Annotated in this window: 13 protein-coding genes and 1 pseudogene; all 14 read right to left on the reverse strand. The window is 66.5% G+C overall.

Annotated features, from left to right (window positions below):
* Positions 1 to 12: 12 nt before the first annotated feature.
* Positions 13 to 1,371, reverse strand: coding sequence for a cytochrome c oxidase accessory protein CcoG (ccoG, locus tag ACIQ09_RS05000; RefSeq protein WP_398306815.1), 1,359 nt, complete (start codon positions 1,369 to 1,371; stop codon positions 13 to 15).
* Positions 1,372 to 1,426: 55 nt separating this feature from the next.
* Positions 1,427 to 2,887, reverse strand: a complete 1,461-nt coding sequence (locus ACIQ09_RS05005) for a PLP-dependent aminotransferase family protein (RefSeq protein ID WP_398306817.1) — start codon at positions 2,885 to 2,887, stop codon at positions 1,427 to 1,429.
* A gap of 92 nt (positions 2,888 to 2,979) precedes the next feature.
* The gene (locus tag ACIQ09_RS05010; protein WP_398306819.1) at positions 2,980 to 3,465 is read right to left on the reverse strand and encodes an OmpA family protein; all 486 of its coding nucleotides are present in this window, start codon (positions 3,463 to 3,465) and stop codon (positions 2,980 to 2,982) included.
* A gap of 123 nt (positions 3,466 to 3,588) precedes the next feature.
* Positions 3,589 to 4,608 (reverse strand): methyltransferase, encoded by a 1,020-nt coding sequence (locus tag ACIQ09_RS05015; protein WP_398306821.1) that lies wholly within the window; start codon positions 4,606 to 4,608, stop codon positions 3,589 to 3,591.
* A complete protein-coding gene (locus ACIQ09_RS05020) occupies positions 4,601 to 5,206 on the reverse strand; it encodes a hypothetical protein (protein WP_398306823.1) in 606 nt (201 codons plus the stop codon). The genes ACIQ09_RS05015 and ACIQ09_RS05020 overlap by 8 nt, the downstream gene beginning before the upstream one ends.
* Positions 5,203 to 6,279: a beta-ketoacyl synthase N-terminal-like domain-containing protein gene (locus ACIQ09_RS05025; protein WP_398306825.1), complete on the reverse strand. Its 1,077-nt coding sequence runs from the start codon at positions 6,277 to 6,279 to the stop codon at positions 5,203 to 5,205. Before ACIQ09_RS05025 ends, ACIQ09_RS05020 begins: the two co-directional genes overlap by 4 nt.
* Entirely contained in the window at positions 6,276 to 6,545 is a 270-nt protein-coding gene (locus tag ACIQ09_RS05030; protein ID WP_398306827.1) for a phosphopantetheine-binding protein, read from the reverse strand. Before ACIQ09_RS05030 ends, ACIQ09_RS05025 begins: the two co-directional genes overlap by 4 nt.
* Positions 6,546 to 6,552: 7 nt before the next feature.
* Entirely contained in the window at positions 6,553 to 7,722 is a 1,170-nt protein-coding gene (locus tag ACIQ09_RS05035) for an ABC transporter permease (protein ID WP_398306829.1), read from the reverse strand.
* Positions 7,722 to 8,651 carry an ABC transporter ATP-binding protein gene (locus ACIQ09_RS05040; protein ID WP_398306831.1) on the reverse strand — a complete coding sequence of 310 codons (930 nt, stop codon included), beginning with the start codon at positions 8,649 to 8,651 and terminating at the stop codon, positions 7,722 to 7,724. The genes ACIQ09_RS05035 and ACIQ09_RS05040 overlap by 1 nt, the downstream gene beginning before the upstream one ends.
* Positions 8,651 to 9,637, reverse strand: coding sequence for a BtrH N-terminal domain-containing protein (locus tag ACIQ09_RS05045; protein WP_398306833.1), 987 nt, complete (start codon positions 9,635 to 9,637; stop codon positions 8,651 to 8,653). Before ACIQ09_RS05045 ends, ACIQ09_RS05040 begins: the two co-directional genes overlap by 1 nt.
* Positions 9,634 to 10,029 (reverse strand): hypothetical protein, encoded by a 396-nt coding sequence (locus ACIQ09_RS05050; protein WP_398306835.1) that lies wholly within the window; start codon positions 10,027 to 10,029, stop codon positions 9,634 to 9,636. The genes ACIQ09_RS05045 and ACIQ09_RS05050 overlap by 4 nt, the downstream gene beginning before the upstream one ends.
* Positions 10,029 to 11,165 carry a beta-ketoacyl-ACP synthase III gene (locus ACIQ09_RS05055; protein ID WP_398306837.1) on the reverse strand — a complete coding sequence of 379 codons (1,137 nt, stop codon included), beginning with the start codon at positions 11,163 to 11,165 and terminating at the stop codon, positions 10,029 to 10,031. Before ACIQ09_RS05055 ends, ACIQ09_RS05050 begins: the two co-directional genes overlap by 1 nt.
* Positions 11,155 to 12,138, reverse strand: a complete 984-nt coding sequence (locus tag ACIQ09_RS05060; RefSeq protein WP_398306839.1) for a dialkylrecorsinol condensing enzyme — start codon at positions 12,136 to 12,138, stop codon at positions 11,155 to 11,157. Before ACIQ09_RS05060 ends, ACIQ09_RS05055 begins: the two co-directional genes overlap by 11 nt.
* A gap of 165 nt (positions 12,139 to 12,303) precedes the next feature.
* Positions 12,304 to 12,565 (reverse strand): annotated as a pseudogene (locus ACIQ09_RS05065) (type VI secretion system ATPase TssH); the annotation flags it as partial.

The following is a 12,565-nucleotide window of genomic DNA, read 5'->3' on the forward strand; positions in this document are numbered from 1 at the left end:
AGTTCAGGTGGATCAGGGAAGAACGAAGGTGCTCTTCTCGGTGACCCGGGTTGACGGGTCGTCGGCGGCGCGCACCTGGAAGGTGATCGGCCGGGCGCCGGACGGGCCGCCGTCGGCCGGTGCCGCCACCGTGACCTGCACGGCGCGGATGCTGCCGGCCTCGCCGGCGAAGCGCCGGGTGCCGACCAGCTCGATGCCCGGCAGGCCGCTGACCTCCACCTCGAAGTCCCGTGGCGTCTCGGCCAGATTGGCCAGCTTGAGGGTGTAGGCGTTCTCGATGCGGCCATCGGTGGCCTCCCGGGCCAGGCTGCCCCGGTCGCGCAGCACGTCCACCAGCAGCAGCGAGCGCTGGGTCGCTGTCCAGGCACCGAGGGCAACAAAAACGCCGATCAAGCCGCCATACACGGCCAGGCGGGGGCGCCCGCCCCGCCGCGGCATCCCCGCCAGCTCCTGTTCCGAGGCAAAGCGGATCAGGCCCAGAGGCTTGGCCACGCGGGTCATCACCTCGTCGCAGGCATCCACGCACAGGCCGCAGTTGATGCACTGGTACTGGAGTCCGTCGCGGATGTCGATGCCGGTGGGGCACACCTGCACGCAGATGCCGCAGTCGATGCAGTCGCCACGGCCCTTGCCCTTGCGGGGTTCGCCGCGGGTGGCGTCGTAGCTCACGGTGCGGGTGGTGGCGTCAAACATCACCCCCTGGAAGCGGGAGTAAGGGCACATGTGCTGGCACACCGCCTCCCGGGCAAACCCGGCCTGGAGGTAGGTGAACAGCGCGTAGAACAGCACCCAGAAGCCCTCCCAGGGCCCTACGTTCCAGCCCGCCAGGGCCGGCAGCAGCTCGCGGATGGGCGTGAAGTAGCCGACGAAGGTGATGCCCGTCCACCCGGCAAAGAGCAGCCACAGGCCATGCTTGGCCGCCTTCAGGCCCAGCTTGCGCGGCCCCAGGGGTGCCTGATCGAGGCGCAGGCGGGCCAGGTGATCGCCCTCCACGCGGGTCTCGATCCACATGAAGATGGAGGTATAGACCGTCTGCGGGCAGGCGAACCCGCAGAACAGCCGCCCCGCCAGCGCTGTGACCAGAAACAGGCCGGTGGCCGCCAGGATCAGGGCGATGGCCAGCAGCAGGGCGTCCTGGGGCCACAGCACCAGGCCGAAGAGGTGGAACTTCTCGTGGGGGATATCGAACCACAGGGCCTGGCGTCCATCCCACTGGAGCCAGCAGGCTCCATAGAAAATGATCTGGGTGAACCACACCATGCTCCAGCGGAGCGTGTTGAAACGACCACTCACCTCGCGGGCGTGGATCTTCCCCTTCTTGCGGTACAACTCGAGTCTGGCTTCGCGGACCTTGCTGACAGGCTTGTTCATTCGGGTATTCCTCCTGGAGCAGGAGTAGATCACCCGGACGAAAATAGAAACAGATTCAGCCCGCTTTGTTTTCGATAGGAACAGATAAACCGCTTGCGGACGCGCGCGCCTGCTCGCTGACCCAGCGCCCCAGACTGGCTACGGCATCCCGGCCCCGGGCATCGAAGGGGTGGCCGAAATTGAGCCGGATGCAGTGACCGAACTCCCGCTTGGCCGAGAAGATCGGCCCCGGAGCAAGGCTGATGCCCTGGGCCAGAGCCTGGCGGTGCAGCGCCAGGGCGTCCACCTGGCGGGGCAGCTCGACCCACAGAAAGTAGCCGCCCCCCGGGCGGGCCAGGCGTGTGCCCGGAGGGAAGTACGCTTCCACCGCTTCGACCAGCGCCGCCTCGTGGGCCGCCAGGGTGCGCCGCAGGTGGCGCAGGTGGTTCTCATAACCGCCCTGCTTCAGGTAGTCGGCCAGGGCGATCTGCACCGGCACCGTGGTGGCCAGGCTGGTGGACAGCTTCTGGCGCTGGATCAAGCCTGCATAGCGCCCCGCCGCCACCCAGCCAATGCGGTAGCCGGGTGCCAAGCACTTGGAGAAGGACGACACGTGCATCACCCGCCCATTGGGGTCCACGGCCTTGCTGCACAAGGGCGCGTCGGCCCCGAAGTACAGCTCGGCATACACGTCGTCTTCGATCAGCGGCACATCGTGGCGGTCGAGGAGCTCGATCAGCGCCCGCCTGCGCGCATCCGGTACATGGCTGCCGGTGGGGTTGGCGAAGTTGAGCATGAACAGGCAGACCTTGACCGGATGGTGGCGCAGGGCGTCCTCCAGGGCCGCAAGGTTGACGCCCTCCCGGGGGTGGCTCGGAATCTCGATGACCTTCAGGCCGAGGCGCTCGCTGGCCTGCAGGCCCGCATAGAAGGTCGGCGACTCGATGGCGATGAGATCGCCCGGGCGGGTGACGGCCTGCAGGCACAGATTGAGGCCCTCCATCGCCCCCGAGGTGATGACGATCTCCTGGGGCGACACGCGAGCCCCCTGGGCCAGGTAGCGCAGGGACAGCTGGCGGCGCAGCTCGTCGTTGCCCGGTGGCAGATCGGCGATGGTGGACATGGGGTCCAGATGCCGTGCCGCCGCAGCCAGAAAGCGCCCCAGCTTGTCCAGGGGAAACAGCCGCGGGCTCGGGAAGCTGGAGCCCAGCGGCACCACGGCCGGGTCCTTGACGCTGTCGAGGATCTCAAAGATGAAGTCACTGACATCCAGGGCCGTGGAATGGCCCACCGGGCGGCTCATCTCCGGCTCGGGCAGGCGCTGCCCCAGTCGGGCGCGGACGAAATAGCCGGACTTGGGCCGAGCCTCAATCAGGCCCCGGCTCTCCAGCAGGTGATAGGCCTGGGTGACCGTCACCGGGGCAATGCCATGGATACGGCAGCTCTGGCGCACCGAAGGCAGGCGGTCACCGGGGCGCAGCACGCCCTCGGCAATCAGCCGGGCGGTGTCGTCGGCAAGGGTCTGGTAAAGACTCATGGGGGGCGATGGTAGCAGCCCATGCCGCGGGGCCGCCCCAAAAAGAAAAGGCCGGGAAGCCCCGGCCTTTCTGGCAGTGCGCGGTGTTCCGCTTACTGCACGCGCACTTCGACGCGACGGGCCTCGGCGGCATCGGTGCCACCCAGGGTCACGGCGGGCTTGCGCATGGCCACCTTGTCGGCCGGCACGCCGGCAGCAATCAGGGCGTCCTTGAGGGCCACGGCACGGGCCTTGGCCACTTCGGCGTTGATGGCGGCGCCACCGGTTTCGTCGTGGTAGCCGGAGATCAGCACAATCTTGCTGGAATCTTCCTGCAGCTTGGCGATGACCTTGGCCACTTCGTCAGCCGCATTGGCGGGCAAGTCGGCCTTGCCGGAATCGAAGTAGAGCTTGACCAGGGCCTCGCCGACTTCGGCGATTTCCGGTACTTCTGCAACCGCGGCAACCGGAGCAGCCTTGGCAGCGTTGGTCTGGCCGGTAACGTAAACAGTCAGGCCGATCACCAGGCCGATTACCAGGGCGATGATGCCGAACAGAATGCCCAGTACGAGGTTCTGGTTGTCGTCGTCTTCTTGCATCGGAAAATTCCTTTCTAGGTCAAGGTTGAAATCAAACCTTGCGAGTATACCGGCTTAATCGGGCGTACTTCGAAGGATGCGAAAAGGAAAGGTTAAAAAGCTATTCCAGCACACTGGTGCCGCCTATTGCTTGATGCCCACCACCATGGTTTCTGCCCCAGTCAATCTTTCCCGGTGGAGCGCATGAAAACCGGCATCCTTCATCCACCCCATGCAGTCAGCCGCAGAGTAGTCGAAACCGCCCCTGGTCTCTATCAGCATGGTCAGGCTCATCAACAGTCCCTGTAGATTGCTCTCCCGCGCATCGTCGATCATGGCTTCATAGACGATCAAGGCCCCTCCCGGCGGCAACGCGGCATGCGCCTTGGCGATCAGGAATCGCTTTTCCTCCAGATTCCAGTCATGGAGGATGTGCCCCATCATGATCACCTGGGCGGACGGGATGGGATCACGGAAAAAATCCCCGGCGATGAAATCGACACGCTCTGCAACGCCAAGATGCGCCACATGCTCGCGGAAAATGGCACCTACCGTTGGCAGGTCAAATCCGATACCACGCAGATGCGGATGTGCAATGGCCACCTGAACGGCAAGATCGCCCTGGGCAGTTCCAAGATCGACGAAACCTGTGTAGTCACCCCACGGAAATTTCCTGGCGATGGCCCGATTGGCGCTCCGCGAAAGAGCGGTCATGGCGGTCAGGAACTGGCGGTGCCGGACGGGATCTGCCGCGAGGGCGGAGAACAGGGTTTCGCCACCGCTCTTCAGCTCATTCTGTGGATCACCGGTCTTAAGGGCGTCCGTCAGGTCGGCCCAGTATCGATACAGACGCGCATTGACCATATCGAGCAGGGCTGCGATGCAGGCCTCACTCTGCCGATCAAGATAGCGGGCGGCCGGTGGCGTATTGATATAGACACCGTCCCTGCGTTCCAGGACGCCCAGGGCCACCAGGGCGTCCAGAAAGTCCCGGCTGGCGCGGGGATGCAGGCCCAGGCGCTGCTCCAGATCAACGGCGCTTCCGGGCTGACGGGCCAGGGCAGTGAACACGTCCAGCTCCACGGCGCTGAGCAGGGTCTTGGCCGCACTGAAGCCCGTACCAATGCTGAGAATGTATTCGGGACTGATGAAGTCGTCAGTCATGAGCGGTCTCCGGAGTTGAACGAGCCAGGTGCAACTGCGCACTCGACGAGGCCAGATGGGTCACGACCGGATCGGCCAGCGCGTCGAAAACGCCGCTGACCAGAGTCGGCGCCGGGCCGGGCTCGGGCAGCAGGCGCAGCCACAGGCTGCGGCCCGGTCCGTCCTCGTCCACCCAGCCGGCCAGCAGGCCCGCCGGCCCCGCTTCGACACAGGCCAATTGAAGCGCCAGGGCTGGCGCACGGCAGGAAAGGCAGCGGCCCTCTCCGTGCCAGTCCAGGTAGCGGGCCAGGGCCGGCAGCACCTGACCCGGCTGGCTGGTGAGAAAGCCGATGGGCAGGGGCAACCCGCTCTGAGCTTCGGCCAGGGCCGCCCGCAGGGCAATGTCCGGACCGTGCAGGGTGGACACGCTGAGCAGGGCGTCGTCGGGCAGCCGGGTTTCACCGGCACTGTCCAGGCAACTGAGGGCACCGTAGAGCGCCAGCTCGACCCACGCCCCTACCCGCCGCGGGCGCTCGCCCAGGCGGCTGGCGAGGCGCTGGCGCCAGTCGGCGGGAGGCGGGTCTTCGAAATAACGGCCGGCGATACGCCAGATCCTCATGTCGAGCTCCCGTTGCAGTCTTCGAGCACCAGGGCGGCATGGCCGCCGCCAAAGCCGAGGATCTGGGCGAGGATAAAGCGCAGCCGCGGCGGGAAACGGGGCGCGAGGGCCACCTCCAGGTCGGGATCGGGCAAACAGGCCGGCGGAGCGGGCCACAGCCCGGCGTCGATACAGGCCGTCAGCAGGGCCAGTTCAGCCGCGCCCGCGGCGCCCAGGGTGTGTCCGATGCTGGCCTTGAGGGTGCTCAGCGCAGGCAACGGGGAAAAAACGGTCTTGATCCCGGCAATCTCTTCCGCGTCGTTGTGGGGGCTACCGGCGGCCTGGAGCTTGATCAGATCCACATCGGCCGCGGCAATGCCGCTGTCGTACAAGGCCGCACGCACCATGCGCTCAACCGTTTGGCGGGAAGCTCCGGCCGGATTGCTGCCATCGACCCGATTCGCCCCACCGCGCAGCCGCCAGCGGGCCGCACCGCGCCCAAGGTAGACCGCCGCCACAGCCTCGCCAAGCACCAATCCAGAGCGATCTGCCGCCAGCGGGCGGGGCGCCACGGGATCGAGGAGCTGCAGCGCGCCAAAGCCGGCGCAGCTGAAGCGGTTGGTCAGCTCCAGCCCCAATACCAGGGCCGAATCGGCCTCCCCTGCGCCGATCAGGCGATGGGCGCTTAGGAGGGCCACGAGCGACGAGGTGCACGCGGTGGAGACCCAGAACACCGGCCCCCGCCAGTCCAGCCATTCCGCCACATCTTCGGCGAAGCGCTGGCAATCGGGCAGGAAGGGCGAGCCTTGTTCAAGCGCCCCGACATTGAGGGACGAGGAAGCAAGCAAGAGTGGCGCAGCACGGTCGACAACGCCACATTCCGCCACTGCGGCACCTACCAGGCGACGGGCGCGAGCGTGCCAGTCAGGATCCGCATCAGGGATTGTAAAGACCGGGAAGCAGGCATCTGGCGCAAGCTGCATGGGCGCGGGGCGCACACCTCCGGCCGCCAGACAGGCCAGCGCACGGGGCAGATCCAGTCCCAGAGCGCACGCCAGCCCACGGCCCTGCAGGTAACTGCCGGCAAAGCTCACGACAGACGTTCGCGCAAGTGAGCGGCAAGAGTGGAGAGGGACGCGAGGGCACGGCGGGTCTCCTTACTGTCCGGCATGCGCACGCCGTAACGCTTCTGGATGGCCATGGAGACCTGCAGGGCGTCGAGGGAGTCCAATTGCAGGCGGGAATCCGGACCGAAGAGGATCTCGTCGTCACCCAGGCCACCGGCAGGCTCGGTCTTGTCGGCAGCCTCCAGGATCAGCATCTTCAGGGCCTGAATGAAAGTGGGGTCTGGGGTGTTCATGGTGTGTTCAGGAGATGATTCTGCGGGAGAAGAGCCGGCTTGCCAGGGCCAGCCCCAGGATGCCGAAGATGGCAAGGCGCAGGGCCCAGGGCGCCGCCTCGGAAAGATCGCCGTGGCGTAACAGCACGGTGAGCAGACCCTCCAACCCCCAGTTCATGGGCGACAGGCGTGCCAGTTGCTGCATCAGCCCGGGCATGACGAAGGTAGGCACCATGATGCCGCCCAGGGCCGCCATCAGCAGGTTGCACAGGGGGCCGAGGGTATTGGCCTGGGCGTGGGTCCGGACAAGGCAGGCGAGCAGCAGGGCAAAGCCGATGGCGGCGAGACTGGTGGCCCCCAGCATCAGGATCAGTGCCGGCCAGTGTATGCCTGCCAGGGACAGAGCCTCGCCGCCCAGCAGCGGCATGAGGGCACATCCCACCGTCAGCATCAGCGCCGCCTGGATGGCATTGACGCCGACATAAGGCAAGGCCTTCGCGAGGATCTGGATATGTTCGGGCACACCGAGCGCTGCCAGACGGGCCAGGGAGCCGTTGTGCTGCTCCTGCACGAAGAGGCTGCTGATGGCCGTGACCACGAAGAACATGCCGAAGACCAGCCACGCGGGCACGTTCTGCTGCACGGCGCTGACGGGACGAAGCGTACTGCCCAGTTGCTCGATAGACAGGAAAGGCAGGATGGACTGGCTGCCCCGGGGGCTCTCGCCGGTGAAGCTGGCCTGCAGCAGGGCCGCCCGCAGCTCACCCACGGCGCTGGCGAGTTCGGCCTGCAAGGTACGGAAAGCCCCCTGGTCGAGACCCGGTTCGACCCGCAGATGCACCACCGGGGCGCGGGGAGGATCGAGATCGCTCAGGGCATCGGCCAGGCCCGCATCAAGGGTCAGCACATAGGCCAGGCGCCCCTGGCGCAGCGCCTCTTCAACCTCGCCGGATGTGGCGGGGAGGGGCTGTGCCCTACCCTGGGTCATCGCCCAGGTGGCACTGATGCGCCGGGCTGCGGGGCTGTCCGTGGCGCTGTCGATGGCGTAAGGAAGCTGCCGCGCAGGCGGTGCATACAGGTTCTGCAGCGCCAGGGACATGATCACGATGAAAGCCGCGGGCATCAGGAACAGGGCGGCAAGCGCGTGCGGATCACGAACCAGGGCGAGGAGCTCCTTGCGGATCAGGGCGAGGAGCATCAGTGATCCCTCAGCCGGGTATCGGTCAGGCTCAAGAACACGCGCTCAAGGCTGTGACGCCCGAAACGGGCATCGCGGATGCACCCGCCCCGGGCTTCGATGCACGCCAGCGCCGCCACCGGCGAAGCATCGGCCGCGAGCTCGAGTTTCAGGTGAACACCCGTCACCTTCAGCTGACCATCGATGTCACCCGCCAGGGCCGCCAGGGCATCGCCGTCGAGAGGCGCTTCAAGCTGTACTTCGACCTGCCCCCTGGCCTGGGCCAGGAGCTCCGCCAGAGGTCCCTCGCGAAGCACGCGACCGTGATCCACGATTACCACGCGATCCGCGATGGCTTCGATCTCTTCCATGTAGTGACTGGCGTAGATCACCGCCATGCCGGTGGCAGCCAAGCCACGAACAGTCTCGAGCAGAAACGCCCGGGACTGGGGATCGACACCCACCGTTGGCTCGTCAAGCACGATCATCTCGGGGGTGGGTAGCAGGGCGATCGCAAGGTTGAGGCGACGCTTGAGCCCACCGGAGAGGTATTCGGCGCGGGTACCGGCAAAGCCCTCCAGGCAAGTGGCGGCAAGGGTCCGGGCGATGGCCTGCCGGGCGGCGGCGCCGGAAAGGCGACTGGCGGCAGCGAAGCAGCGCAGGTTTTCGGCCACGCTCAGCATGGGATAGAAGGCAAAATCCTGGGGCGCAATAGCGATACAGGTTGGCGCGCGTCGGCGAAGCTGGGCGAGGGATTCACCATCAACCTCTATCTCCCCGCCATCGGCCTGGAGCAAGCCCGCCAGGTGGGCCACCAAGGTGGACTTGCCGGCCCCGTTGGGCCCGAGGAGGCCGAGAATTTCGCCACGCCGGGCCTCCAGGCTGAAATCGACGAGGGCCGGCGTCGCCGCCGCGGGATAGCGATAGTGGAGCCCGCTGACACACAGCATCAGGACACCGCAGCCTTGAGCTCGGTAAAGAAGCCCTTTTCGGCTGCAGCCAGGGCGAACAGATGCTCGGCCAGAGCGGGTGGATCAAACGGATCACGTACTTTCACCATACGCGCGGCAGCGAGCGCGAAGGCGCGCCAGGCATCACCGATGTCCATCAGGCGATCAGCGAACTCTGCAAGAGCCGGGCACTCCGCAGGCTGGGCCGCCTCCTGCAGGAAGGCTGCATAGAGAAAGCGGAAGCCGGCGCCGCCGGTGCCGATTTCCTCCTGCATCCGCACGATATGGCCCACCAGCCGCAGGTTGTCCGCTTTGGCAGGATCGGCCTTGCCCAGGCTGCGGGCCAGCCCGCGAATGCCGCCAGCGCCAAAAACGGGCAGCGGCGCCAGCATGCTCCAGGCAACCCGGTGGATGGCCTGGCGGATTGCCTTGGGCGGGATGTCGCGCCCGGGCACACCGGTGGGAAAGTACAGTGTGCCCTTGGGGGCCAGCATGCCCTTGGCGAAGCGGGCACGGTTGAGATCGTCCCGATGGCAGCGCACCGGGTGCTCGCCCACCGGATCACTGATCAGGTAGTCATCCCCTTCCCGACCATAAACCACCAGGTTGTGGGCATTGAAGTGAAAGCGCATGTCTTCGGGAAAATAGGGCAGCCAGTAAACCGAGGTTTGCAGGCCCACCACCTGCCCCTGGTCGAGCAGCGCATCCAGGCGCGCCTCACCTGCGGCCACGCTGGAAAAGCGTTCGATCCGGAAATGCACGCCCAGGGACTTGCGCACCCCCCGGATGATCGCCCGCGGCGGAACCCGGTAGGCGATCAGCGGCATCTCCTGGATGCGCACGAAGGGCAGGTAGGCGAAGCTCAGGCCGCCGCCGAGACCAAAAGCCATGGGTTCGCCAATGGGCAACCCGTGGTGATTGAGGAGATTGGCGACCGTGCCGCTTTCGCAGTGGGCGGCGTGGCGATGCTGGAACGCCGCGCTCATGGCAGAGTCCGCAGTGTTTCGGGCGCGATGCCCAGGGCGGCGGCGTAGCGCTTCAGCAGCTTCGGCGACAGTCTGGCAAACACGGCCGGGCGGAAATGACGACGGATGCGCCAGCGCCATACCCCGCAGCTCTGGGCGAAGGTGGCAATGTCCATGCGGCGGGCGTACATCCAGTACTCCAGGGGCGACGACAGGCCGGCCACAACCCGGGCCCGAGCCGCCTCGGCGTAGGCATCGAAGACATCCACGGCCTGGAGGGTGACGATCTCCTCGGCCTCCCAGCCGGCGGACTCCACAGCAACGATCGCCCCACCCGCCCCCCGCGCATAGACGGCCTTGCGATGGCCGCCGAGGGTGGCGTTGCCATCCTGGGGGACGTCCTGCGCATCCATCAGATCGCCTCCAGAAAGACGAAGCCGCTGGAGAAGCGCCCACTTTCCGGCACATAGAGCAGGATCTTCTGGCCCGGGCGGATGCGCCCGGAGCGCATCAGCTCATCAAGCATGATGTAGGGCGAAGCGGAGCCCGTGTTGCCCTTGTCCACCAGGTTGGTGAACCACCGGGACGTGGGGATGGGGAAGCCGATGTCCGCCAGGGTGCGTTCGAGGACGGGGGCGAAATACAGGGAAGAGATGTGGGGCAGAAACCAGTCCACGTCCTCGGGGCGAAGGCCGTGGCGGGCCTGGAGGGCGTGGATGGGATCGGTGAGGGTGACCGGGGCGACGTGTTCGTTGAGGAGCCGGACATCCTGCTTGAGCGAGAAGATGGAGCGGGAGGCCCAGTCGGTCACCGGGAAGCGCACCCACCCGCGCAGACCGCCGTCGGACTCCTTCTCGGCGCCGGCGTACATGCAGGCGGGCAGACGGTGGGCGTTGGAGAACAGCTCGATCCAGCACACCCGGAGCGAAACCTGCCCCGGCCGGGGCGTCGGCTCCAGCAGCAGGGCCCCAGCCCCGTCGGACAGCATCCAGCGCAGGAACTCCTTGTCGAAGGCGATCTCGGGGCGCGCTTCCAGCTCCCGCGCCAGGTGTTCGCTCTCGGCCTCGAAATGGCTGGCCCGCATGACCGGCGAAACCAGCTCGGACCCCGTGGCGATGGCACGCCGGGCACTGCGCGAGGCCACGCTCATGGCCGCGTACTTGAGGGCGGCGGTACCCGACAGGCAGATGCCCGCTAGGGACACCACTTCCAGCTGGGGCCAGCCCAACTCGCCATGGACCATCACCCCGTGTCCGGGGAGGAGCTGGTCGGCATGGGAGGTGCCCGTGGCCAGACAATCCACCGGGCCCACATCGCCAAGGGCGCGGATGGCCTCTGCGGTGAGTCGGGCGTGGGTCATCACCGGCTCGCGGGTGACGGGGTCGAGGGCGTAGTGGCGGGTCTTGATGCCGTTGTTGCGCAGCACGATGCGCCGCGCCCGGGAGGGCTTGCCGCCGACCATGCCGAGGATGGACTCGATACGTTCGTTGGGAACCGGCTCCAGGGGCAGGTAGGCGGCCGATCCGGTGATGAAGACGTCAGAAATCATAGTGGGCAAGGCGTTCAAGGCCGGAGCCCGAGGGCTGCTCGTAGGATGCCTTCACCGCGTCGAGACGGCGACGCAGGAAGGGGCGCAAAAAAGCCTGTAAGGCGAGGGAAACCGGTACCACCGTGAGGATGATGGTTACCAGGAAGACGAGGTAAAAGGCCAGCAAGGGCAGGCGCTGCCAGGTACCGGGCGGCCCCGCCCAGCACAGCAGCGTGCCCCACAGATGAAAACTGCGGCTGCCCGCCCGCTCGCTGACGAGCAGCTCTGGCTGGGCCTGGACAGCACCAAGCCCCGACAGCAGCGGTTCTGCACCCTGCTCCCGGTCGTTCAGCAGTGCGTCGCGCAGTGCCCGGCCAAAGCGGATGCTGCGACGGATTTCGCCCTCAGCCACGCCGGCGGGCGGCAGGCCGGGCACCGGCTTGCGGCGTCCGGTGAGAAGCCACAGAGGTGTGGTGAGCAAGGTGGCAAGGGTGGGTGCGCGATCGGTGAGCACCACGTTGTCCAGGTGACGGGCGCCGATCTCCGCCAGGCGCGCGCGGACCCGATCATGGGCCATCATCCACATGTTGCGACACGCCACCACCGTCACCACCGGCTTGTTGCGGAGCAGGCGCGTGCCCTCCTCGCTGAGGAGAAAGGCCGACACCGGCTGGCTGGGCGCAAGAAACCACACCTGATAGAACAGGATGACCAGGTCGTAGGACTCGTCGGCGGGAAGCGCCAGGGGCGCGATTTCCCCCGGCCGCATCAGGGCTGACTCGGGAAAGGCGTCCAGAAAGCGGAAAAAGGGCCACGGGAAGGGGAAATCCACCCGAGGGCGAATCTGCACCACCTCCAGACCGATGCCGGGCTCCTCCACCAAAGGTTCAATCAGGCGGTCTGCGATGGCGGACAGCTGGCCCGTCTGTGTGTAAACGACGACCAGCGCACGCTTCAGGGGCCCAGGTGCAGCGTGATGCAATTCGTTCGACACTGGAGAGATCTGATGGCACGTTTCAATAGCGGCATTCTATTGCTTGGGCATGTCACCCGGCAATGTTGCCGCCACACTACCGACACAGCAGCGTGCAGCACGACCCCCCATATGCAAAGGCGCCGCCTCTGACAAGCAGAGCGGCGCCTTCTCTCCGACAGACGATCAGGCCTTCGAGAACACGATCTTCCCGTTCTCGCACTCGACCCGAATCGTATCCTTGGCCGCAAACTGCCCTTCCAGGATGCGCTTGGCGAGCGGGTTCTCGATGTGCTCCTGGATGGCGCGCTTGAGCGGGCGGGCGCCGAAGACCGGGTCGAAGCCGGCGCGGGCCAGTTCGGTCAGGGCCGCATCGCTGGCCTCCAGATGCATGTCGAGCTTGGCCAGGCGCTTCTCTAGGTAGCCGAGCTGGATGCGGGCGATGGAA

The sequence above is a fragment of the Zoogloea sp. genome (assembly GCF_044344315.1).
Taxonomy (GTDB): Bacteria; Pseudomonadota; Gammaproteobacteria; order Burkholderiales; family Rhodocyclaceae; genus Zoogloea.